This window comes from Lentzea miocenica (assembly GCF_033949945.1).
Taxonomy (GTDB): Bacteria; Actinomycetota; Actinomycetes; order Mycobacteriales; family Pseudonocardiaceae; genus Lentzea; species Lentzea miocenica.
Map to the genome: position 1 here is coordinate 63201 of NZ_JAXAVW010000004.1, position 23226 is coordinate 86426.

At 69.2% G+C, this 23226-nt stretch carries 21 protein-coding genes; 9 read left to right on the top strand and 12 right to left on the bottom strand.

The features are described 5' to 3' along the window. The first annotated feature begins 82 nt into the window (after positions 1–82). Entirely contained in the window at positions 83–1225 is a 1143-nt protein-coding gene (locus tag SK803_RS06105) for a GGDEF domain-containing protein (RefSeq protein ID WP_319964783.1), read from the top strand. On the opposite strand, the gene SK803_RS06110 is transcribed toward SK803_RS06105, so the two are convergent. Next, positions 1222–2361, bottom strand: coding sequence for an AI-2E family transporter (locus tag SK803_RS06110; protein WP_319964784.1), 1140 nt, complete (start codon positions 2359–2361; stop codon positions 1222–1224). The two genes, SK803_RS06105 and SK803_RS06110, sit on opposite strands and share 4 nt — an antisense overlap. 77 nt (positions 2362–2438) lie before the next feature. Here SK803_RS06110 and SK803_RS06115 point away from each other — a divergent pair, with 77 nt between their 5' ends. From SK803_RS06115 to SK803_RS06125, 3 genes are all read left to right on the top strand, one after another. Then, positions 2439–4616, top strand: coding sequence for a translocation/assembly module TamB domain-containing protein (locus SK803_RS06115; protein ID WP_319964785.1), 2178 nt, complete (start codon positions 2439–2441; stop codon positions 4614–4616). Between the two features lie 148 nt (positions 4617–4764). After that, positions 4765–5541 carry a hypothetical protein gene (locus SK803_RS06120; RefSeq protein ID WP_319964786.1) on the top strand — a complete coding sequence of 259 codons (777 nt, stop codon included), beginning with the start codon at positions 4765–4767 and terminating at the stop codon, positions 5539–5541. 192 nt (positions 5542–5733) lie between these two features. Next, positions 5734–8760 carry a beta strand repeat-containing protein gene (locus tag SK803_RS06125; protein WP_319964787.1) on the top strand — a complete coding sequence of 1009 codons (3027 nt, stop codon included), beginning with the start codon at positions 5734–5736 and terminating at the stop codon, positions 8758–8760. A 104-nt stretch (positions 8761–8864) separates the two neighbouring features. On the opposite strand, the gene SK803_RS06130 is transcribed toward SK803_RS06125, so the two are convergent. From SK803_RS06130 to SK803_RS06140, 3 genes are all read right to left on the bottom strand, one after another. Then, a complete protein-coding gene (locus SK803_RS06130) occupies positions 8865–9221 on the bottom strand; it encodes a nucleotidyl cyclase domain-containing protein (protein ID WP_319964788.1) in 357 nt (118 codons plus the stop codon). A gap of 75 nt (positions 9222–9296) precedes the next feature. Beyond that, the gene (locus tag SK803_RS06135) at positions 9297–9782 is read right to left on the bottom strand and encodes a GNAT family N-acetyltransferase (protein WP_319964789.1); all 486 of its coding nucleotides are present in this window, start codon (positions 9780–9782) and stop codon (positions 9297–9299) included. A gap of 18 nt (positions 9783–9800) precedes the next feature. Next, entirely contained in the window at positions 9801–10652 is an 852-nt protein-coding gene (locus SK803_RS06140) for an SDR family oxidoreductase (protein WP_319964790.1), read from the bottom strand. 123 nt (positions 10653–10775) lie between these two features. On the opposite strand from SK803_RS06140, the gene SK803_RS06145 reads away from it, so the two are divergent. After that, complete coding sequence (locus SK803_RS06145) at positions 10776–11375, top strand: TetR/AcrR family transcriptional regulator (RefSeq protein ID WP_319964791.1); 600 nt, start codon at positions 10776–10778, stop codon at positions 11373–11375. Here SK803_RS06145 and SK803_RS06150 read toward each other — a convergent pair. Next, entirely contained in the window at positions 11372–11752 is a 381-nt protein-coding gene (locus SK803_RS06150) for a VOC family protein (protein ID WP_319964792.1), read from the bottom strand. The genes SK803_RS06145 and SK803_RS06150 overlap by 4 nt on opposite strands. A gap of 86 nt (positions 11753–11838) precedes the next feature. Here SK803_RS06150 and SK803_RS06155 point away from each other — a divergent pair, with 86 nt between their 5' ends. Further along, complete coding sequence (locus SK803_RS06155; RefSeq protein WP_319964793.1) at positions 11839–12822, top strand: helix-turn-helix transcriptional regulator; 984 nt, start codon at positions 11839–11841, stop codon at positions 12820–12822. Positions 12823–12965: 143 nt separating this feature from the next. Here the strand turns inward: SK803_RS06155 and dnaB are convergent, their stop codons facing one another. From dnaB to SK803_RS06185, 6 genes are all read right to left on the bottom strand, one after another. Continuing rightward, positions 12966–14993 (bottom strand): replicative DNA helicase, encoded by a 2028-nt coding sequence (gene dnaB, locus SK803_RS06160; protein ID WP_319965036.1) that lies wholly within the window; start codon positions 14991–14993, stop codon positions 12966–12968. A 617-nt stretch (positions 14994–15610) separates the two neighbouring features. Continuing rightward, positions 15611–16063 (bottom strand): 50S ribosomal protein L9, encoded by a 453-nt coding sequence (rplI, locus tag SK803_RS06165; protein WP_319964794.1) that lies wholly within the window; start codon positions 16061–16063, stop codon positions 15611–15613. A gap of 18 nt (positions 16064–16081) precedes the next feature. After that, positions 16082–16321 (bottom strand): 30S ribosomal protein S18, encoded by a 240-nt coding sequence (gene rpsR / locus SK803_RS06170; protein ID WP_030480165.1) that lies wholly within the window; start codon positions 16319–16321, stop codon positions 16082–16084. A 57-nt stretch (positions 16322–16378) separates the two neighbouring features. Continuing rightward, positions 16379–16885, bottom strand: coding sequence for a single-stranded DNA-binding protein (locus SK803_RS06175; RefSeq protein ID WP_319964795.1), 507 nt, complete (start codon positions 16883–16885; stop codon positions 16379–16381). 29 nt (positions 16886–16914) lie between these two features. Further along, complete coding sequence (gene rpsF / locus SK803_RS06180; RefSeq protein ID WP_319964796.1) at positions 16915–17289, bottom strand: 30S ribosomal protein S6; 375 nt, start codon at positions 17287–17289, stop codon at positions 16915–16917. 101 nt (positions 17290–17390) lie between these two features. Continuing rightward, complete coding sequence (locus SK803_RS06185) at positions 17391–18329, bottom strand: hypothetical protein (protein ID WP_319964797.1); 939 nt, start codon at positions 18327–18329, stop codon at positions 17391–17393. Positions 18330–18461: 132 nt separating this feature from the next. Here SK803_RS06185 and SK803_RS06190 point away from each other — a divergent pair, with 132 nt between their 5' ends. The 3 genes from SK803_RS06190 to SK803_RS06200 are packed head-to-tail and all read left to right on the top strand — an operon-like array spanning position 18462 to position 21659. Further along, the gene (locus SK803_RS06190; RefSeq protein ID WP_319964798.1) at positions 18462–19232 is read left to right on the top strand and encodes a deoxyribonuclease IV; all 771 of its coding nucleotides are present in this window, start codon (positions 18462–18464) and stop codon (positions 19230–19232) included. 23 nt (positions 19233–19255) lie between these two features. Beyond that, entirely contained in the window at positions 19256–20632 is a 1377-nt protein-coding gene (locus SK803_RS06195; protein WP_319964799.1) for a glycosyltransferase family 87 protein, read from the top strand. A gap of 19 nt (positions 20633–20651) precedes the next feature. Continuing rightward, positions 20652–21659: a GDSL-type esterase/lipase family protein gene (locus SK803_RS06200; RefSeq protein ID WP_319964800.1), complete on the top strand. Its 1008-nt coding sequence runs from the start codon at positions 20652–20654 to the stop codon at positions 21657–21659. Here SK803_RS06200 and SK803_RS06205 read toward each other — a convergent pair. Then, positions 21571–23184: a glycosyltransferase family 87 protein gene (locus tag SK803_RS06205; protein ID WP_319964801.1), complete on the bottom strand. Its 1614-nt coding sequence runs from the start codon at positions 23182–23184 to the stop codon at positions 21571–21573. The two genes, SK803_RS06200 and SK803_RS06205, sit on opposite strands and share 89 nt — an antisense overlap. Positions 23185–23226 lie beyond the last annotated feature (42 nt).

A 23226-nucleotide genomic window follows, 5' to 3' on the forward strand; every position in this document is an offset into this window, starting at 1 on the left:
TCCGGGTTCAGGTGGGGAGGGCATACAGGTGCGCGACTGGCCGTTGTGGACACTGCGACGGCCCGCGCTCTGCTATTGGCTCTTGGTCGACATCGCGGCCCTCGCGACCGTCGCCTACGTGATCGTCTCCACCCCGACGCCGTCACCCTCCGAAATCGGCAGGTTCGCGGCCATCGCGGGCACAGCGGGCGCCGTGATCATCGGCAGCTCCATCTACAGCCACCGCCTGGGCGAGACCGAGCGCAACCCGTGGGCAGCCCACCTGTCGTACCTGACGGCCGGCATCCTCGCCCTGCCGCCGAACCTGATGGTCCTGCTGCTCTTCGGCCCCGCCCTGCACTGCCTGCTGGCACAACGCCCCGAGACGCACCGCTGGATCTACACCCTCAGCGCCACGACCCTCGCCGTCTTCGCCACCCGCTACCTGCTCGGCTGGTCGAACCCCCACGCCAGCCTGCTGATCATGGTGCTCGGCGCGGCCGTCCTGCTGATCGTCAGGGCGGCCCTGATCGCGTACGGCATGAAGCTCCGCACCCCGTCGGCGACGTTCGAGGAGAACGTCGGCGAACCCATCGACGTGGTCCTGGGCATCGTCGCGGTGTCCATCGGCGGCCTCATGGGCTGCGTGGCCGAGTCCAACGCCATCCACGCCCTGATCGCCGGCCCGCCCCTGGCCCTGCTGGAACGAGCGGCCCAACTCCCGCAGTGGCGCCGCTCGGCTCAGCGCGACGCCAAGACCGGCCTGGCCAACGCCGTGCACTGGGACAGCCGAGCCCGCTACGAACTGAGCAAGGCCGCCGACCGCACCCGCCCGATGGCCGTCATGCTCCTCGACCTCGACCACTTCAAGCGGGTCAACGACGAGGTGGGCCACCTGGCGGGCGATGCCGCACTGGCCGCGATCTCGCTGCTGCTCCGCGGCACCGTCCGCCGCGGCGACCTCGTCGGCCGGTTCGGCGGCGAGGAGTTCGTCGTGCTGTTGCCCGAGGCCACACCCGACGAGGCCGAGTTCGTCGCGGAACGGGTGCGCAAGGCCGTGGCGGCGCTGCGGGTGCCGACGATGGCCACCGACGGGAAGCCGCACGAGCTGCACGGGCTGACCGTGTCGATCGGCGTGTCGACCACGACGCGGTTCGGCTACGAGCTGCCGGACCTGCTGGTGGCGGCCGACGCGGCGCTGCTGGCAGCGAAGGCGTACGGCCGCAACCTCGTCTCGATGGCCTAGAGCTCCTTGACCCGCTCGCTCTTGTCGTCCTTCGGCGCGGTGTCCTGCGGATTCAGCACGTCCACCTTCTCCGGGTTCTCCACCGCGTCCGCGTCCGAGATCAGCGACCGGATCCCGGAGTTCAGCACCGCGAGCAACGGCACCGCGAGCAGTGCCCCGGCGATCCCGCCCGTGACCAACCCGCCGGCGATCGCCAGCACCACGGCCAACGGGTGCAGCTTGACCGCGCGGCCCAGCAGCAGCGGCTGCAACACGTGCGACTCGAGCTGCATGACGCCGATGAGCACGGCCAAGACCACGAGCGCGGCGATCGGCCCGTTGGTCACCAACGCGATCAACACAGCCACAGCGCCCGTGAACACCGCGCCGATGATCGGGATGAACGCGCCGAGGAACACCAACGCGGACAGCGGCACCACGAGCGGTACGCCGATGATCGCCAGGCCGATGCCGACACCGACGGCGTCCACGATCGCGACCACGGCCGTGGCACGTACATAAGAAACGAGAGAGCCGAACCCGCGACGACCCGCCACGTCGACACGCTGACGCACGTCGCGCGGCACCGCACGCGTCACGAACCGCCAGATCCCGTCGCCGTCGTGCAAGAAGAAGATGAGCGTGAACAGGGCGAGCAGCAGTCCGGTGAGCGCCTCGCCGACGGTCGCCGCCGTCGTCAGCGCGCCGGACGTGATCTCGGCCTGGTTCTCCTTGATCGTCTTCACGATGTCGTTGAGGTAGTTCTGCAGCTGCTGGTCCGACAGGTGGGCGGGCCCGTCCTTCAGCCACTGCTGGATCGTGTCGAGCGATGCCCCCACCTGCGTCTGCAGCTCGGGCAGGCCGCGGGAGAACTCGCTGATCACGAACGTCAGCACGCCGCCGAGCACGCCGATGCCGATGATCATCATCACCGTCGTCGCCACGCCGCGTGGGACTCGCCACTCGACGAGCTTCGTCACGCCGGGCGACAGCAGGGCGGCCAGCAGCAGCGCGATTGCGACGGGGATCACGATCGACGCGAGGAAGCCGAACACGTACAACGCGGCCACCACAACGACGAACCGCCAGCTCAGCGCGGCACTTACCCGTAGCAGCAGCGGAACGCGACTGCTGATCTCCGACTCCGGTGCGCTCACGTACCTCACGTTAACTGTTCAGCCCCTGGTAAAGCCGGAACCTGATGGGATGATCCGTTCGTCAGGGGAGGACGAAAGTGATCAAGCCGGAAGACTTGACCGACGTGGAACGCCAGGTCGCCGGAGCCTATGCGGGCGGCACCGAGATCGATCTGACCGGGCAGAGCGTGCGCGGCGAGGTGCTCACCGGATTGCTGACCGGCATGTACCGGGTGCCGCGCAAGGGATTGCCAGCCCTGCGGCTGCGAAACGCACGAATCATGGGCAAGTTCGAACTGGAGGGCACTCGCGTCACGCGGGTCATCGACCTCACCCACTGCACGTTCGAGGAGTCGCTCGACCTTCGCATGGCCCGCCTCATCGGCCTCCGGCTGCGCGGCACCCGCGTTCCCGGCCTGCAGGGCCGCAACCTCCGGGTCTTCAGCGACCTGGTCCTCGAGGCCGGCTTCACCTGCACCGGCACCGTCGACCTCACCGACGCGGCGGTCGACGGCACCCTGCGGCTGGCCGGCGCGGTTCTCCGCTCCAACAGCGAGCACGCGTTCCTCGGTGCTCGGCTGCGCGTCAGCGGATCCGTCCAGGCCATCGCGATGCGGGCCAACGGCGAGGTCCGGCTCCGGGGCGCGGCGATCGGCGGCAGTGTCCACCTGGGTGGCGCGCGGCTGATCAACACCGGCCGCGACGCGCTGGAGGCGTCCGGCATCGTCGTCGCGGGCAACGTCTTCTGCAACGCCGAGGGCGGCCGGTTCACCGCGGACGGGCGGGTGCTGCTCGACGGCGCGCGCGTCGGCGGCAACCTCGAGTTCACCGGCGCCCGGCTGAGCTCCAGCCACCGCGTCGACAACCAGGTGCTCGTGTTGCCGCACGGACTGGCCGACGAGGCGGCGACGCTGGTGGCCGACCGCATCAAGGTCGAGGGCAACGTCGAACTCGACAACGGCTTCACCTCCACCGGCACCGTGCGGCTGCCGAACGCGATCGTCGGCGGCTACCTGCGGTTGTCCGGAGCGGTGATCGGGCCGCGTGAGGTCGCCGAGGAACTCGCCGGTGACGTCACCAACCGGATCCCGGTCGCCCTGCACGCGGACGGCATGCAGGTCCGTGGTGACGTCGAGGCCCGTAGCGCGGCCACCAACGGAGGCGCGCGCACTCCGCCGTTGCAGACCTACGGCCAGGTCCGGCTGTCGAACGCGACGATCCAAGGCAGCGCGAGCATGTCGGGAGTGTCGCTGCACGGGCCGGGCATCGACGTCCTGTTCGCCGACCGCCTGCAGATCGGCGGCACGCTCTTCCTGCGCGAGCTCAAGGCCAAGGGCTCGATCCGGCTGCAGAACGCGAACATCGGCTCCACCCTCGACATGTCCGGCGCCGAACTGACGTTGCCGAGGCTCCGGGCGAACGGCACGCAGAAGCCGTCGCTCGACGCCCGTGCCATCACCATCGGCAAGGACCTCCTGTGCAGCCGCGGGTTCAAAGCCGTCGGCGGCGTGCGGATCCGGCTGGGCGAGGTCGGCAAGATGGCGACGTTCAGCGACTCGCACCTCGGCTCGACCACCGCGGACATCGCGCTCAACGCGTACGGCCTCACCGTGCACCAGTTCCGCCTGCACATCCCCGCGGGCCAGCAGCCCAAGGGCAAGGTCGTGCTGAGCCGGCTCAAAGCGGTGTCGGTCACCGACGGACCCGGCCTGTGGGACGCGGAGGGCGGCGTCGCGGTCGACGACTTCGAGTTCGCCGGCATCACCGCCGATCCCGACGTGCGGGTCGAGACCCGGCTGAAGTGGCTGCTGAAGGTGCAGCCGGACTTCGCGCCAGGACCGTACGAGCAGCTCGCCGCCGTCTACCAGCAGGGTGGCGAGGAGGAGCTCGCGCAGAAGGTCCAGCTGGAGAAGCAGCGCCGCCGGTACTCCGAACTCGGCAGGGCGGGGCGGGTCTGGGGCGTGGTGCAGCGGTGGACGGTCGGCTACGGCTACCGGCCGTGGCTCGCGATCTGCTGGCTCGGCGTGTTCTGGCTGGGTGGCGCGCTCTGGTTCAACTGGCACCCGATGGTCAAGCTCAACAAGGACGAGGACCCGGTGTGGAACGCCTGGCTGCTCTCCCTCGACCTGTTGCTGCCGATCATCGACTTCGGCCACGACGGGAAGTGGCAGTTCGCGGGCGCGTCGCAGTGGATCTCCGGGCTGCTCGTCGCCGTGGGATGGGTGCTCGCGTCGACCGCGGCGGCGGGTGCGGCTCGGGTGCTGAAGCGAGTCTGATCCCGGGCGGTGTTCACACGATGTAGTTAACCGAGCGCTCAGAGCGTGCATTCGGGGCCATGGGACTGGCAGAGTCGCCGACGTCGACTTGATCACGTTGATCGTCGGCGAATCCCTTGAGTGCCACCGAGTAGCGAGGTTTCCTGCGTTGTTCTCCGCCGATCTGCGAGCGAAGACGGGAGCGAACGGCATCCGCCGGTTCGCCACCCGAGCGCTGCTCGCTGTCGGCGGCGCGATCGCGGGAACGGCCGTTGCCTGGGCGCTCACCACGTCTGCCGCGAACGCTGCGGAGGCGGTGCCTTCCGCGGACGCACAGCAGTTCGACGTCGTCAGCAAGATCGTCGCCAAGTCGGACGAGAAGCTGCCGGTCGTCGTCCCCGCTGCCACCGCGGTGCACAAGATCGACGAAACGTTGCGCGCCGAGCAGGAAAAGGCTCGCGCCGCTCTGCCGGACGTGCAGGTCTCCAAGGCGGTCGAACAGATCGCCGAGCGGATCCTGCCGCAGGTCACCAGGATCGGTCAGTCCCACGCCCCCGCCTCGGCGCGGTCGATGGACGTGACGTTCCCGGAGATCCCGGCCACCCCCACCGATGCCGGACAGTCGCCGGCACCGGTGGTCTCGCAGTTCACCGGCCCGTCCGGTGCCACGTGGACGGACCTGTTGGAGCACAACGACTTCGTTGTTCCCTCCGAGCAGCGTCCGTCCCTGCCCAGCAACCCGTTCCCGAAGCTGCCCGTCCCGGCCCCCGCGCCGGTGCAGTGCTCTTCGTGCAACGACGGTTCTGGTTCGGCCAAGGGCAGCACGTTCGCTGCCTTCGCTGCGTCCGGCAACGCTCACGGCATCTCGTCGACGCGCGCTCTCGCGCCGTCCACTGACGAGGTCACCGTGACGCCGGGCAAGCAGCCCGGTATCAACCCCGACTGATTCCAGCGCGCGGTCCGCGGCAGCCTCCTCCCCCGGCTGTCCGGAAGTCGACCGTCGCGCTTTTTTCTTGCGCTCATTCAGGTCGATCACCGCGTGCGATTCCCCCGGTGATGACGCGCCTTCCCCTGCGCGTTTCGGCCCCACCCCCTTGAGCCCCCGTCGCTTGGACGGGAAATCGATGAAGGAGATCTAATGCAGACCTGGGCAAAGCGCGGACTTCAGACCGCGTTTGTCACTGGTGGTTTGCTGATGCTCGGTACGGGCATCGCTTCTGCCCAGGAGAACGTCGACCCCGACGCCGCCCCTCCGGCGGTCGACGTCGCGGCCTCTGTTCCGGTCAAGGCTGACCAGAACAAGCTCGCCACTCCGGTCAAGGAACTCACGGTCCCCAAGGTTGACCGGACCATCAGCACGGACCGCGTCACCAGCGCGGTGCCCACCCGCACGGCTGCACCGGTCGCGAACCCGCTGATCCGCCAGGCAGGCGAGCGTCTGCAGGGCACCGCGCTGCAGAACCTGGTGCGCGGCAACACGGTCCAGGCGCACGTCGATGTGCCGATCAACATCTGCGGCAACGCGATCGCGGTTCTCGCCAACACCGAGGCGACCGCCGACTGCACGCAGGAGACGCACCGCGACGGCACCATCGTCACGGACGGCGCGGGCCAGGCCCTCGCCGGCAACGTCGTGGCCGTCAACCACATCCTCCCGGTCCAGATCACCGGCAACGCGATCGCGGCGGGTGGCAACGCCGCCACGCAGGCCGACGCGTCGCAGGTGTCGACCACCGGCGGCGACATCACCACCAACGGTGACAAGGGCGCCATCTCCGGCAACGTCGTCGCCGAGCAGGGTGCGACCCCGGTTCAGATCACCGGCAACGGTGTGGGCGCGGCGGGCATCGCCGAGGCCAACTCGACCGCCGACACGTTCGCGTCCTCCGAGGGCGACGTCCTCACCAGCGGCAAGAGCAGCTCGATCTCGGGCAACGCCGTGCCGGTTCCGCTGGCCCCGCTGTTCGAGGTCAACGGCAACGCGGTCGCCGGTGCGGCCAACGCCACCACCGACTCGGTGCAGACCGGCGCCGCCTACGCCGGTGGCAAGACCGACACCAACGGCGACCCGGCCACGCTGGCCGGCAACGTCGTCGCGCCCGCGCTCTCGGGCCCGATCACGGTCGACGACAACGCCGCTGCCGGTGCGGGCAACGCCACCGCCGTCAGCGACACGACCAACGACTCGACCGCTGGTGGGATCATCCACTCCGACGGTCGCGGTTCCACGGCGTCGGGCAACATCGCCGGTGTCCCCGTCGCGCTTCCCACCTCCATGGGTGGCAACGGTGCGTCCATCGTCGGCAACGCGCTGACCGACCACTCGAACGACTCGACGTCGAAGTCCGGCGGCGAGGTCTACACGCTGGGCGACAAGTCGGTTCTGTCCGGCAACATCGCCGACGTCCCCCCGGCCACGGCCGTGGACGCGTGCGGCAACGGTGCCACCCTCGTGGGCCAGGCAGCCGGCACGTGCGAGAACGACGTCGACTCGGTGACCGGCGGCTACCAGGGCACGACCGGCAACGACTCGGTCCTGTCCGGCAACCTGGCGCAGACCCCGCTCGCCGCTCCGGCTGAGGTCTACGGCCTCGCGGCCGCGGCCGGCGGCCAGGCCGCTGGTTCGGCGCACGAGATCAAGGACGTTCGCTCCAGCGGTCAGCCGAACACGCAGGACGACAACGGCACGGTCGCGAGCAACGTCGTGACCGCTCCCACCGCCGTCGCGCCGCAGGTCTTCGCCGTCACGGCCGGCCTGGTGGGCAACACCACGTCGGACACCACGAACGACACCTCGGTCGTCGCGGGCGACGCCCCGAAGGCCTACGGCAAGAAGAGCTCGGCGTCCGGCAACATCGTCCAGGTCCCGACCTCGACGCCGGCCCAGGTCTTCGCCGACGGTGCCACCCTGGTCGGCAACAACGCCACCACGGCCGACAACGCCACCGACATGAAGGCGGGCGGCGACGCTCTCACCACCGGTGAGCAGGGCTCCATCGCCGGCAACGTCATCTCGGCTCCGGTCGCGACCGGCACCCAGGTGCTCGGCTGGTCGGTCGGCGGCGGCAGCAACGTGAACTCCGCTGCCACGAACGACCTCGACTCGGTCGCCGGCGGCGACGTCAACAGCAACGGTGACGGTGGCTCGGTCTCGGGCAACCTGATCGGCGCGCAGCCGGCCGTGCTCCCCGCGGTTCCGGGCAACACCGTCTCCGCAGCGGGCATCACCAACTCCGACGTCGTGACCGACACCAACGTGGTGTCCGGTGGCGACAGCTTCTCCAAGGCCGATGACGCCTCGGTGTCCGGCAACCTGATCCACGTCCCCGCCACCGCCGCTGCCGGCGTGTACGCGGACGCGGTGGCGGCTGCGGGCAACGCCACCACCGTCACCGACAAGACCTCGAACACCGAGGCCGGCGGCCAGATGCTCACCGAGGGCAGCGGCCCGCTTTCCGCCCGTGAGATGACCGTCCCGGTCGAGGCTGCGGCCAAGGTCGCGCGCATCCCCGTCGAGGTCGTCGGCCAGGCGACCACGCTGGGCACGAGCGACGACACCCAGCTGACCGGCGAGGACGCGGGCACCCTGCGCGCCACGCAGCTCAAGGGTCTGGAGCTCCCCAAGGGCGTCGACAGCCTGCTGAAGGCCAACGAGGTCCCGGCGTTCCACGGCATCGACAGCCTCGACAAGCTGCCCGTGAACCAGCTGCCGAACCCGGCTGACCTGGCCGCGATGACCGGCCAGCTGCCCACCCCGGCGCTGCCCGGTGTGGCGCAGGAGCGCTCGGCTCTGCCTGTGAACGGTGGCACGGCCGGCCTCACGCCGAACGTCCAGGGCCTGCCGCTGGGCCAGGTGCTCGAGGCCGCTCAGGGCCTGATCCCCGCGGGTGCCACCGCGCGGTCGCTGCCCGCCGTCCCGTCCCTGCCGGTCACCGCCCCGGCCCTGCCGGTGCCGGTGCAGCTGCCGGCCCTGCCGACCGAGCGCTCGCTGCCCGCGCTGCCGCTCGACGGCCCGGCCTCCATCTCGGGTCTGAACCTGAACCCGACCCAGGGCCTGGCCCCCGCTGCCGGCGAGCGTTCGCTGCCGCAGCTCCCGGTCGCCGCTCCGGCGATGACCCTGATCGACCCGGCGCACCTGTTCGAGACGGTGTCCGGCTCGCTGTAACACCCGCTGACCGCAACACCCTCCTCCGGTAAGAAGCTGAGCCCCGAAGACGCGACGGTGTCTTCGGGGCTCAGTGCCGTTCCGTGCCGCTGACCTCCTGCTGGTCAGCGGCTTTCTGCTGTCGCGATCACGTCGTCCGGTTCGGTGTCGCCGTCGCTCGTCACCCAGTGGATCCGCGGACTCTCCCCGACCAGCTGCCTGATCAGCTCCGCGATGGGCGACCCGTCCCCGAAGTCGTGTTCGGCGAGAACGGCCAGCGCCTGGTCGCCGTAGCGGGCGACGGTGAAGTCCGGGCGCAGTCCCGCGCGCAGCACCTTGGCCGCGTCCAGCACCGAGTCCGGTGCCGTGATCAGGACGAGCGTCACGAGGGTGCCGCGGGTATGGGCGCGAATCAGCGACTGCTCCAGGCGGTCGAGCAGCAGTGCGTGTCCGGGCAGGCCTGTGAGCGGGTCGTGCAGCACAGTCCGTTCCTAGCCGAGGCGTGCCCCGTTGACCAGCATCGCCGCGTCGAACAGCCCCGCACGGGTGAGCCGCATTCAGTCGAGGGGCTTGCTCAGCAGGATCCCGCGCGGTCCGTAGCCCGCCGCCGAGTAGAACGCGACGGCGTTTTCGTTGGTCGCGAAGATCGTGGCGTGCAGGGTGGAGACGCCGTGGCGCGCGGCCACCTGCTCCGCCGCCTTGGCCAATGCGGCGCCGACGCCGCGGCCGCGATGTCCGTCCAGGACCACGGTGTGGATGTCGGCACCGCGGCGCGGCACCAGGATCTGGTGTGCGGGCGGCTCGGCCAGCAGGACCACCTCCGCCATGCCCACCACCTCGCCGTCCAGCTCGGCGACCGTGATCAGCGCGTGCCCGACGATGTCCTCGAAGTACCGCCGCACCACCTCGGCATCGGGAACGCGGAACAACTCCGGCGCGAGTTGGACGTGCCGTTCGGCGTTGGCCAGGCGCAGGCGGACGAGCGCGGGAACGTCCCAGCGCTCGGCCGGCCTGGTCACCGGTTGGGTCTTGTCGTGCCTCACACGTAGATCTTGCACTGGTCAGCTGGCCGGGGCGGGAACGGCTTTCTCCGCGGCGCGACTGGTCTCCTCCCACGCGGCCCAGGTGCCCATGCGCCGCCGGGAGATGTCGAACGCGAGGTCGTAGACCATGCTGCCCAGCAGAAGTCGCAGCGGCGGGTCGTCACTGCCGACCAGGGTCATCACCGCTTCGGCGGCCAACCGCGGTTCGCTGTCGATCGACCCCTCTGCCCACTGCTTCTCCAGCTCCGCACGAAGCGGGTCGTAGACCGGGTTCGGCGTGGTCGCGGTGCTGCTGGTGTAGAGGTCGGTCCAGTAGCCGCCCGGCTGAACGATGGTGACCTTGACACCCCACTGGGCGGCTTCATGGGCCAGCGCCTCGCTCATGCCCTCCAGTGCGAACTTGCTCGCGCTGTAAAGCCCGGTGCTGGGAAAGCCGCCGAGCGCACCGATGCTGGAGATCTGCAGGACGTGCCCACTGCCCTGAGCCCGCAGCTGCGGCAGCACGGCCTGGCTCACCCACAACGCGCCGAAGAAGTTGAGCTCCAGCTGGGCACGGGCCTCGGCCTCGCTGAACTCCTCGACCATCCCTGCGAACAGCGCTCCGGCGTTGTTCACGACGACGTCGAGCCGGCCGAAGCGCCCGACGGCCTGGTCGACGACGTCGAAGACCGCTGCACGGTCCGTCACGTCCAAGCTGAGTGCCAGTAAGCGATCCGGGTGCTGAGCAGCGAGGTCGTCGAGGGGAGAGACGTCGCGGGCGGCGCCGACGACCCGGTCACCGGCGGCGAGCGCGGCCTCGGTGAACGCGCGGCCGAGGCCACGGCTGGCGCCCGTGATGAACCAGACGCGGGATGAGGCTGAGGCTTCCATCGCAGTTCCTTCCGCCGTGACGAGACGAGACGGTCCGTCTCGTTGATGGCCACAGCGTGCCCTTCGGTGAGGCAGGCTGTCAAGACGGACCGTCTCGTCTCGTCGCTTGCTAGATTGACCACCGTGTCCACGAAGGCCGCCCCAGACGCCACCCGCCGCAGCGAGACCGCGCGGCGAGCGATCCTCACCGCCGCCATCGACCTGGTCGGGGAGGTGGGCTACCCGAAGCTCAGCATCGAAGGCATCGCTCACGCCGCCGGCGTCGGCAAGCAGACGATCTACCGGTGGTGGCCGTCGAAGGGCGCGTTGCTCTTCGACGCCTTCCTCGCCTTCGCCGGCGAGGGCGAGGCCGCGGCGTTGCCCGACACCGGCGACCTGGCCGCCGACCTGAAGGTGGTGCTGCGGGCCACCGTCGACGAACTCGAGAACCCGCGCTACGACCGCGCCATGCGTGCCATGCACGTCGAGATCGTCAACGACCACCTCCTGGCCGCCGAGTACCTGTCGCGCCTCGACGGACCCATGCGCGAGCTGAAGAAAACGCGCCTGCGCTCCGCCCAGCGCGCCGGGCAACTCGCCGAGGACGTCGACCTCGAGGTGGCCGTCGACATGCTGTTCGGACCGGTCCTCAACCGATGGCTGCACCGCACCGGTCCGCTGACCCACGAGTACGTGGATCAGGTGGTGGACATGGCACTGAGCGGCCTGGCCCCACGCCCTTAGGCCGGTGGCGCGAAGAAGTTGATCAGATTGCCGTCGGGGTCGCGGAACAGCAGCGAGCGGTTTCCCCACGGCATCGTGGTCGGCTTCTGCACGATCTCGGGGACCACGTCGAGGCCGGTCAGCCGTTCGTACTCCCCGTCGACGTCCTCGACGCGGAACTCGATGATCGCGGTCCGGTTCGACTCGGGCACCGCCGCTCCGGCGCCGAACAGCGTCATCGTCTCGGCACTGCCGATGGCCAGCGTGCACGACGGCCCCACCACCTCGGCGAACTTGTCGGCGAGCCGCCACCGCGCTTCCAGACCGGTCGCTCGTTCGTAGAACTCGACCAGGCGGGCGACGTCGTGGGTGATGACACGGACGGAAACGAGCTGCATGGCGATCCCTCTCTGCACCAGTGGTTCGAGGGACACGCTAGGAGCAATAGTGGACAGGATCCGCCCGGTATCGGCACGATCTTTCGGTGACTCGACCGATCGCTCGCGTGCTGGCTCTGCTGGAGATCCTCCAGAGCGGCGGCACTCGCACCGTGGCCGAGCTGGCCGAGCGACTTGACGTCGACGAACGCACGGTCCGCCGCTACGTGGACCGCCTGCTGGATCTGGACATCCCGGTCCGCTCGGTGCGCGGACGCCACGGCGGGTACCGCCTGGCGCCGGGCTACCGGATGCCGCCGCTGATGCTCAGCAACGAGGAGGCACTGGCCGTCCTGCTGGGCCTCGTCGCGGGCAGGCGATCCGGACTGATCACCACCTCGGTCGCGGCCGTCGAAAACGCGGTCGCGAAAGTCCGGCGAGTGCTGCCGGAAGCGCTGGGAACCCGGCTCGACGCGGTGCTGGAGACCGCCGACTTCACCGCTCCCGCCCGGTCGGCCCTCGCGGCGGATGCCGAGGTGCTGCTCACCGTGGCGGAAGCTGCGAAGGAACGCCGGCCGATCGCACTCGCCTACCTCGCCGGCCACGGCGGTGCCAGCGAACGCGTCGTGCACCCCTACGGAGTCGTGTCGCATTCCGGGCGGTGGTACCTGACCGGGCTGGACTCGGCCAGCGGCCAGGTGCGCACCTTCCGCGTCGACCGGATCACCACCGTCGAGCCGCGCGACGGAACGTTCGACGTGCCGGCGGGCTTCAACCCAGGTGGGCAGGTGCTGACCTCGCTCGCCGAAGCGCCGTACCAGCACGACGTGGTCGTGCGGATTCGATCAATGCCCGACGAGATCCGGTCCGTCTTCCCGCCGGCTGTCGCGGTGCTGGAGGAGATCACCGCTGACCCTCCGTGGACGCGGGTCCGGATCCGGGCGGAGCGCCTCGACTGGATCCCGCCGCTGCTCGCCGCACTCGATCGGCCGTTCGTCGTCGAGCAACCCGACGCGCTCCGCGACCTGATCAAGGCGCTGGCCGGCCGACTGGCCGCGCACGCCGATGCTGTGGATCTCGATGCGACGTAGGGGCGTGACCATTCCCGAATCCCGGCCGTCCGCGTCCGACGGGTTTCCGGCGTGCGGCTCACCGCGGAGTGGGTGGCCGCCAGGCGCCCCGCGACACCGTGCCGGTCGAAGAACGCGTGGCCGAGGCTCGCGCGCAGTGTCGGTCAGCTCTGGGCCAGGTCGGTGAAGCGGCTGTAGTGCAGCTGGTGGGCCACGACGATGGTCGCGGTCGGGCCGGCGCGGTGCTTGGCGATGATCAGGTCGGCCTCGCCCGCGCGGGGGTCGTCGCGTTCCCAGGCGTCCGGGCGGTTGACCAGGATGACCATGTCGGCGTCCTGCTCCAGGGAGCCCGACTCACGGAGGTCGGAGAGCATCGGGCGCTTGTCGGTTCGCTGTTCCGGACCACGGTTCAGCTGGGAGATCGCGATGACCGGGACGTGGAGTTCCTTGGCGATCAGCTTCAGGTTTCGGGAGAACTCCGAGACTTCCTGCTGCCGCGACTCGGTCTTCTTGCCCGACGACATCAGCTGGAGGTAGTCGACGACCACCAGCTTGAGGTCGTGGCGCTGCTTGAGGCGACGGGCCTTGGCCCTGATCTCCATCATCGTGAGGTTCGGGCTGTCGTCCACGAAGAGCGGTGCCTCGCTGATCTCGCTCATCCGGCGGGCCAGGCGGGTCCAGTCGTCGTCGCTCATCGTGCCGCCTCGCATGTCGCTGAGGCGGATGCGCGCCTCGGCGGAGAGCATGCGCATGACGATCTCGGTGCGGCTCATTTCCAGGCTGAAGATGGCGCTGGTCATGCCGTGCTTCACCGAGCACGACCTGGCGAAGTCGAGGCCCAGCGTCGAGTTGTGGGTCGGGATCATCGTCTCGCCCGCGAGGTACAGGTGGTCGTGGTTGTCGACCTCCACGCAGCGCACCGGCACGGACGCGACCGGGCGGACCGCGACGACCTCCACCTGGTCGTGCCTGCCGAGGCCGGCGATCAGCTCGTCGACGTCGCGGCGCAGGCGGGCGAAGCGGCCGTCCACCTGGAGGGCGGCGAGCAGCTCCTCGCGTTGCTTGCGGGACGCGCGCAGGTACGCGGCGGGGATGTGCGGGTCGTCGGCCAGCTCGAGGTCCTTGGCGACGCGCAGTTCGTCGTCCGTCAGCTCCAGGTCGCCGAGGCCCGACAGGAACAGGCCCAGCGCGCGGGGCGTGAGCGGGAGCGCCGCGGTCGGCAGGTCCCAGGCGGCGGACATGCGCACGAACATGCGGCACACGCCGACGCGCTCGAAGAGCTGCTTGGTGGTGCGGATCGCCCAGAAGCCGCCGGTCTCACTGCACGACTCCGTCAGCCACTGGTGCTCGGCGTCGGCCACGATCACCGTGCCGTCGGAGAACTCGACCTCGAAGCACGGGCGGCCGGTCATCACCTCGGTCGCGGCGACCACTCGGGTCGGGCGGCCGTCGGCACCGATCAGGAACTCCCCGACGGAGACCGCGCCCATCGTGGTCCAGCCGGACGGGGTGGGCAGCGGGGTGTTCAGGGCCAGCGCCTTGCCGACACCGGGGCGGGCGGCGACGATGATCATCTGGCCGCCGTGCAGGCCGTTGGTCAGCGCGTCGAGGTCTGCGAAGCCGGTGGGGATGCCCTGCGACATGCCGCCACGGGACGCGATCGCGTCGATCTCGTCCATGGTCGGCTGGAGCAGGTCTTCCAGTGCGACGTAGTCCTCGGTGGTGCGGCGGTCGGTGACCTCGTAGATCGCGGCCTGCGCTCGGTCGACCACCTCGTCGACGTCCGCGCCCTCGGCACCGTTGTAGCCGAGCTGCACGATCCGCGTGCCGGCTTCCACCAGACGGCGCAGCACCGCCTTCTCGGCCACGATCTCGGCGTAGTAGCCGGCGTTCGCGGCCGTGGGCACCGTCGCGATGAGCGTGTGCAGGTACGGCGCGCCGCCCACGCGCAGCAGTTCGCCGCGCCGTTCGAGCTCGGCCGAGATGGTGATCGGGTCGGCCGGCTCGCCGCGCCCGTACAGGTCGAGGATGCAGTCGTAGATCGCCTGGTGCGCCGGGCGGTAGAAGTCGTTCGGCGCGAGCGCCTCGATGACGTCCGCGATGGCGTCCTTGGACAGCAGCATGCCGCCGAGAACCGACTGTTCCGCGGCGAGGTCCTGGGGCGGCTGACGCTCGAATGCGGGCTCCGCCATGCCCCGGTCGTCCACGAGCGCCACTGCCAGATCACCCCTGCGAAGAGTCGAGAGCCGGTGCCTGAGTCCCCTAGTTGTACCGCGCGGCACCGACAATTTCGGGCGGCCACGCTGTGCGATGGCGGCGCCCTGGTAGCGACGCTAGAGGGACCCGTCCGGAGCAAGCAAACCAGCGTGTGGATCGCCCTGTGGACAACTGGGGGACAACCTGTGGATGTCTGCTCACAGGGATGGAAGCGCTGGGGACAACCTGTTGACAACCAGTGGAGTGACAGAAGTAACCGCAGCTCAGTGGCTGTGCACAACTTGTGGAAAAAGTTGTGCGCCACACCCTCGGCGTGTCGCGAAAAACACCCTCTTCGGCGTGTCGCGACACCGCTGGACGCGGTGTTTATCCACAGGACGTGGACAGGGTCGCACTGGTCCATACGAGCGAAAGCGCCACCCACCCGGAGCATTCCGGGTAGGCAGCGCTTCAGCAATCGCAACCCTCGTGAAGTGCCCCCGAGGAGGTCACATCACGAGGTTCGCGTTGCGGGTACTACGCGTCGGCGGTAACGCCAGCGGGGTCTGCGGGGTCGTCCCCGCAACAGACACGCGAGGGCGAGCAGGGTTAGCTACTCGCCGGCGGTGACGACCAGCGGCAGCGCCACGGTGACCTCGGGGTGGAGGCGAACCGTGACGGAGTGCTTGCCGGTCGTCTTGATGTGACCCGGCAGCTCGATGGCGCGCTTGTCCAGGACCGGACCACCGGCGGACTTGACGGCAGCCGCCACGTCCGACGCGGTGACCGAGCCGAACAGCTTGGTGCTGCCGGCGGCGGCCTTGGCCTTCAACGTCACGGAGAGACCCTCGAGCGCGGTCTTGATCTCCTTGGCGTGGTCCAGGTCGCGCACGCGCCGGGTGTCCTGCGCGCGGGTGATGACCTGGATCTGCTTCTGCGCACCGCGGGTCGCCACGATCGCGAGGCCACGCGGGAGCAGGTAGTTGCGGCCGTAACCGTCCTTGACCTCGACGATGTCGCCGGGCGCGCCAAGGCCGGAAACGTCAGCGGTGAGGATGAGCTTCATCGCAAAAGTTCCCTTCTCTTAGCGAGCGGTCGAGGTGTAGGGCAGCAGCGCCATTTCACGGGCGTTCTTCACGGCAACAGCGACGTCGCGCTGGTGCTGCGAGCAGTTGCCGGTGACGCGGCGGGCACGGATCTTGCCGCGGTCGGAGATGAACTTCCGAAGCAGCGTCGTGTCCTTGTAGTCGATCAGGCTCGCGCTCTTGTCCTTGCAGAAGGCACAGACCTTCTTCTTGGGCTTGCGCACAGGCGGCTTGGCCATGTGTCTCTAACTCCTGGATACGCAGTGAATGAAGTACTGGATGACCGGTGCAGCGGTCTAGAAGGGGGGCTCGTCGGCGAAGCCACCCGAGCCGGCCGGCGGGGCGGAACCCCACGGGTCGTCGGCCGGTGCGCCACCGCCGCCACGAGACTGCTGACCGCCGCCGCCGCCGAAGCCGCCGCCACCGCCGCCGTCTCCACGGCTGACCTTGTTGACCTTCGCGGTCGCGTAGCGCAGCGAGGGGCCGATCTCGTCGACCTCAAGCTCCACGACAGTGCGCTTCTCGCCTTCCTTCGTTTCGAAGGAACGCTGGCGCAACCGTCCGGAGACGAGCACTCGTGAACCACGGGTGAGCGACTCGGCCACGTTCTCCGCGACCTGACGCCACACGTTGCACCGCAGGAACAGCGCTTCGCCGTCCTTCCACTCGCCCGACTGCTTGTCGAACGTGCGGGGGGTGGAGGCGACCGTGAAACTGGCCACCGCCGCGCCGGACTGGGTGAAGCGGAGTTCAGGGTCGGCGGTCAGGTTTCCGACCACCGTGATCGTCGTCTCGCCAGCCATGTCTTGGGAGCTCCCCTAATCGAGGTTCGTCAGGCCCTGGCAGCGGCCCTGGCCGCCGACTTGACCGACTTGGCGTCCGCCTTGGCCGCAGCCTTGGCAGCCAACTTGGCGGCCTTGGCGGGCTCGCGGCGCAGGACCTTCGTCCGGAGCACCGTCTCCTGCAGACCGAGCTGGCGGTCCAGTTCCTTCACTGCTTCCGGCGTCGAGGTCAGGTCGAGCACCGCGTAGATGCCTTCGGCGTTCTTGTTGATCTCGAAGCTCAACCGGCGCTTGCCCCAGACTTCGACCTTCTCGACGTTGCCGCCCGACGTCTTGATGACGTTGAGGAACGTGTCGAGAGACGGCGCGATCGTGCGCTCGTCGAGACTGGGGTCGAGGATGACCATCACTTCGTAATGACGCATGAGGACCACTCACCTCCTGTGGACTCGCGGCCACGGGCTTTCCGTGGCAGGAGGGTCGTCGCGTCAGCAACTGACAAAGGTTAACAGAGCGCGTCCGGCGACTACGCAGGGGTGCGGCGGAGCACCCAGGTCCGCACCAGCGCACCTGTCACCAGGGCCAGCATCAGCACCGCGACCAGCACCGGAGCGCCGACGCCACCGGGGCCGCCCAGCCTGGGCAGCGCCGTCGCGCGACCGGCTGCCTGCACCTGGTCGCTCTCGACGCCGTTGCCGTTCGACGCTCGCGGCACCTGCGAGCCGTACCGCACGCCGGGCGACGGCGAGTACAGGCCGGGCATCGCGAACGGCAGCGAGCCGTAGCTGAACAGCGGCACCCGGCCGAAGTTCGTGCCGAGCGGGTAGAGCGAGAAGTCGCGGTTGCTCGGCGAGCCCGCGGGCACACCCGGCGTGGTGCCGGGGTTCGCGCCGGGCTGCTGGCCGGGCGGCGTGCCCGGCTGCGGCTGGGGCAGCTGACCGGGCGGTTTCGGCGCGCCGGGAAGCGCCCCGACGGCCTGCTGCGACGCGTCCGCGATGGCCTTGGAGCCGTCCTGGACGGGCGCGACGGCCTGGTTCACGCCGATCACGGTGACCTGGCAGCCGCTGGTCAGCGTCGCGCGGACGGTCTTGTCGAGGGTGCCGAGGATCGGCCCGAGCAGCGGGATCTTCTGCACTTCCGCCATCACGGCGTTCGCGATCGTGGCACCGCTGATGGTCGTCGTGCCGACCTGCACCGCGCCGATCGGCATGGGCTTGACCTGCGCGAACGCCTGCTTGAACGGTTCCGCGAGTGGCGGTCCGAGCAGCGGCACCGCGCGCACCAGGTCCGTGATGGGCTGGGTGACGGCGGCGGGGCTCAGTGAGACGGGAGTGCCTGGCGTGCCCTGCACCGATGTCGCGCAACTGCCCACGACGATCGGTTCCGCGGCCGTGGCGGAAGTGACGCCCACAGCGGCGGAGGCCAACGTCAGAAGCGTCGCGGCGGTGACGCTCAGCAGTCGCATGTGAACCCCTTTCCTACTCTCAAGTAACGACCGTAGGTCCTGGTCGTGACGCGAACCACCCCCAGTTTTCGCAATTACTCCTATCGGCGGCGGCTGCGATGGCGTTATGGACGCCGTCTACCCTCCTTGTTCATGCGCATCGGGGCCCACGTACGCGACGACGACCCGGTCGGCGCCGCGGCCGAACGCGGCGCGGAGGTCGTCCAGTTCTTCCTGTCCGATCCACAGGGCTGGAAGAAGCCGAAGCCGCACCCGCAGACGGAGGCCCTGCTCGCCTCCGACCTCGAGGTCTTCATCCACGCCCCGTACATGATCAACATCGCGTCGCTGAACAACAAGATCCGGATTCCGTCCAGGAAGAACGTGATCCAGCACGCGGAGGCCGCCGCCACGGTGGGCGCGAAGGGCCTGATCGTGCACGGCGGGCACGTCACGAAGGGCGAAGACCCCGCTGAGGGCTTCGCGAACTGGCGCAAGTTCTTCGAACGGCAGGTCGCCGAGGGCGGTTTCGCGGTCCCGGTCCTGATCGAGAACACCGCGGGCGGCGACAACGCCATGGCGCGCTCGTTCGACAACCTCAAGCGCCTCTGGGACGCGGTCGGCGAGTTCGGCTCCGGCTTCTGCCTCGACACCTGCCACGCGTTCGCCGCGGGTGAGGACCTCGTCGGCATCGTCGACCGGGTGAAGGCCATCACCGGCCGGATCGACCTCGTGCACCTCAACAGCTCGCGCGACGAGTTCAACTCCGCGCGCGATCGGCACGACAACATCAAGACTGGCACCATCGACGCCGACCAGCTGGTGGCCGTGGTCGCCGGCGCCGGATGCCCCGTCGTGGTGGAGACACCGGACGAGGGCCAGGCCGACGACATCGCCTTCCTGCGCGACCACGCCGGCCGGTGAACACCGTGCACGAGGTGGTGAGCGTGACGCCCGAGCGAGGCGACGGCGGGCGTTTCGTGAACCGCTTCGGCAGCGCGGCCCTCGTCGTGCTCGTGTTGCTGTGCGGGCTCACGTTGCTGCTGGGCTTCATCAACAAGGACCGCTGCACCGGTCCCTCGTTCGACCAGTGGGGCCGCACGCAGCCCGACTACGACGAGCGCAACAAGCAGGACGTCTGCTACTCCGACATCCAGCACCTCTGGATCGGGCGCGACATCGACCGGCACGTCTTCCCGTACGTCGACGGCGGCATCAACGACAAGGGCATTCTCGTCGGCGGTTCCGTCGAGTACCCGGTGCTCTCCGGCCTGCTGATCTGGGCGGGCGCGATCTTCGCGCACAACGACGCCGAGTACCTGCTCTTCTCCTCGCTGCTGATGGCGCCGTTCGGCCTGCTCACGGGCTGGATGCTGGGCAAGCTCGCCCGCTGGCGCGCGCTGCTGTGGGCGATCGGTCCACCGCTGATCCTGTACGCGTTCCACAACTGGGACCTGCCGGTCGTGCTGTGCTCGGTGGCCGCGGTCTTCGTGGTGCACCGCTGGAACAGACCACTCGTCGAACGGGCGACGGTCGCGTCCGTGCTGCTCGGGCTCGGGTTCGCGTTCAAGGTGTACCCGGCGGCCTTCGTGCTGCCGCTGATGCTCTTCGTCGCCACCGGCGGCTGGCGCGGCCAGGAGATGCCGGAGGGCAAGAAGGCCGACATCGCCGGCGCGGTGAAGGTCGGGCTCGCCTCGATCATCACGGTCGTGCTGGTCAACCTGCCGTTCGCGATCGCGGGCAGCAAGGGCTGGCTCGCGTCGTTCGAGTTCCAGCAGCTGCGCCGGGTCGACATCACCACGAACTCGATCTGGTACTGGGGCCTGCGGCCGTTCATCGGGGACGAGGCGATGCAGTCGCTGGTCGGCGTCATCTCGCCGATCACGATCCTGGTCTCGTTCGCGATCGCGGCCGGCTACGGCTGGTGGCGGTACACGCGCGAGGGCAGCTATCCGTGGATCGCGGTGTCCGGGGCGATGCTGTGCGGCTTCATGCTGCTGCACAAGGTCCACTCGCCCCAGTACACGCTGTGGCTGGTGCCGTTCCTGGTGCTCCTGCGCGTGCGGCTGATGTGGGCGTTCGCCTACTTCGTGGTCGACCTGGCGATGGGGATCGGCATCTTCCGCTGGTTCTGGGCGATCGAGTTCGGTCAGCCGGCCGGGATCTACGACAGCTTCTCCGCGCAGGCCGTGATGATCGGCGTGTGGGGTCGTGCGGCGTTGCTCGTCGCGCTGTTCGTGGCGTTCCTGAAGGCCAGGGACGTGACCGAGGACGACCACGAAGATCTGAAATTCATCCGCGGAGATGTAGCAGCGAAGGGCTGATCCACCGCAGACTTCACCTGTGAGGGTGATCATCGCGCTGGCGTTGCTGCTGGTCTGCGGTGCCTCCGGCGTGCCAGAGCGGTCGGAGGTGATCCGCTGGCTGCCCGTGTGGCAGGCCGTGCCGACGCTGTCGGCCGGGGTGCCGGACCACGTCGTGCGCACGACGGTCGACCTCGCCGCGGGCGGCACGTCGGTCCGGGTGCGCCTGTCGAACCTGATGGGCATCAAGCCGGTCCGCGTCGAGCAGGTCACGATCAAGGCGAACGGTGAGTCGCGCGAGCTGAGGTTCAACAGGTCCCGCGCCGTGACGATCAGGGCCCGCGACGAGGTCTACAGCGACGCCGTGCAGCTGCCGGTGGCCAAGACGCTGGAAATCACCACGCACACCCCGAGCGGCACTCCGTGTCAGGCGCGCGCGTGGCACACCATCACGTCGGCGCGCGCGTACACCTGTCTCGTCTCGGCGGTCGAGGTCGCGGGCTTCACCGCACCGGGCGCCGTGGTGATGTTCGGGGACTCGATCACCGAGGGATACGCGGAGGGCAGCTGGCCCGCGCTGGTCGAGAGCGACTACGCCGTGCTGAACGCGGGCATCGGCGGCAACGGCGTGGTGTTCGGCGACGCGCCGATGATCACGCGCCTGTACCGCGACGTCCTCTACAGCGGTGAGGTGCGCAAGGTCGTGATGCTCGGTGGCATCAACGACATCCAGAACGGGGTCAGCGCCGAGAACGTCATCGCCGGCATCCGCACGGTCCAGCTGCGGTGCCAGAACGAAGGCGTGCAGTTCAACGTCGGCACCATCACGCCCTGGCGCGGCTGGGTGAACTGGACGGACCTCAGGGAACAGCAACGCCAGAAGGTGAACGCCTGGATCCGCGCCACCTTCCCCGGCCACGTCGACTTCGACGCGGCCGTGCGGGACCCCGCCGATCCGCTCAGACTGCGTCCGGAGTTCGACTCCGGTGATCACCTGCATCCGAACGCGTCCGCATTCGGTGCGATGGCTCGCCTCGTGCGGGTGTGATGATCCGCCGGTCCGGTGCGTCGGCCAGAACACCGGCCAACGGGTCGTCGCCGGCCATCCGCACCAGGTCGCGCTGCGGGTGGTAGATCTCCTTGAGGATCACCACGCACAACATGACGACGGCCGCGTCCCGCAGCAACACGGCGCCGAGGAACCAGTCGATCGGCAGGCCCTTGTTGTCCGTGCCGAGGTAGAAGTACATCCGCGGCACCCACACGAGCGCGTCGACCGCCATCCACGCCAGCAGCAACTTCCAGCGAGGCAACGCGAGCACCGCCAGCGGCACCAGCCACAGCGAGTACTGCGGGCTCCACACCTTGTTCGTCAGCAGGAACGCCGCCACGACCAGGAACCCGAGCTGCGCGAGCCGCGGCCTGGTCGGCGCACTCAGTGCCACGTAAGCGATGCCGGCGCAACAGACGAGGAACAGCACCATGCTGACCGTGTTGAGCACCGTCGGCGGCTGCCCCTGCGTCAGCCCGGGGTCGAAGCCCTGCCACCCGGTCCACTGCACGAGCACGTTGTAGAGCGTGTCCGGGTCCGCGTTGCGTTCGGTGTTGAGGCGGAAGAACTCCCTCCACCCCGTGTGCGAGGCGGGGTTCAACGCGAGCGGCGCGTTGACCAGCGCCCACGCCCCGATGGCCCCCGCGGTGGTGGTGAGACCAGCCTTCATCCTGTCGGAACGCCAGCACAACAACAGCAACGGCCCGAGCAGGAACAACGGATAGAGCTTCGCCGCACCCCCGAGCCCCAGCAACACTCCGGCGAGCACAGGCTTCTTCCGCGCCCACGCCAGCAATCCAGCCGTCGCGAACGCCGTCGCGATCGTGTCGAAGTTCGTGAACGCGTGAACGATGACCAACGGCGACACAGCGACAATCGCCGCATCCCACGTCCTGCGCCGCGCGATCCGCGCGACCGAGAACACCGTCACCAGCCACGCCACCGCCAGCCAGAACGCCGTGACGTTGAAGAACACGATCACCGTCATCGGCAACCCCGGCACGAGCGCCACGAGCCCCTGCGCCACCCGCGCGTTGAGCCACATGAACACCCCGGTGACCACCGGGTACTCCATGTACCTGATGTGCTCGGTCGGCTTGCCCTCGTCGTCCTTCCACGACGTGATGTACGGGAAGGACCCGCGCTGGTCGAGCCGCTCAGCCGTGTACAGCGGCACCGTGTCCGAGTAGCAGAGCGCGGTGAACTGCTTGCTCCCCCGCCAGTCCAGCTGCACAACACCCTTGTCGTCCGTGTACTGCTGGATGCACGGCGACTTCTGCACCCATCCAGCGAGCAACGTCAGCACGGCGAGCAGCAAGATCACCCGCAGCGCCGTCCAGAAGTAGTTCCGTCCGACCAGCGCGTGCTCGCCCAGCGGACCGCCGAACGGTCTGCTCAGGACGCGGGCGAGCGACTCGGTCCAAGTGGGCGCGACACGCTCTTCGTGAGTGAGCGAGTCGGTGTCCTCGGCGAGGTCCGAGGCGGGGGCCTCGGCGGGAAGCTCGGCAGGGCTGCTGGGCACGTCGCGGATGTTACGGGGATCAACGAGCAGTGGTGGTCAAAC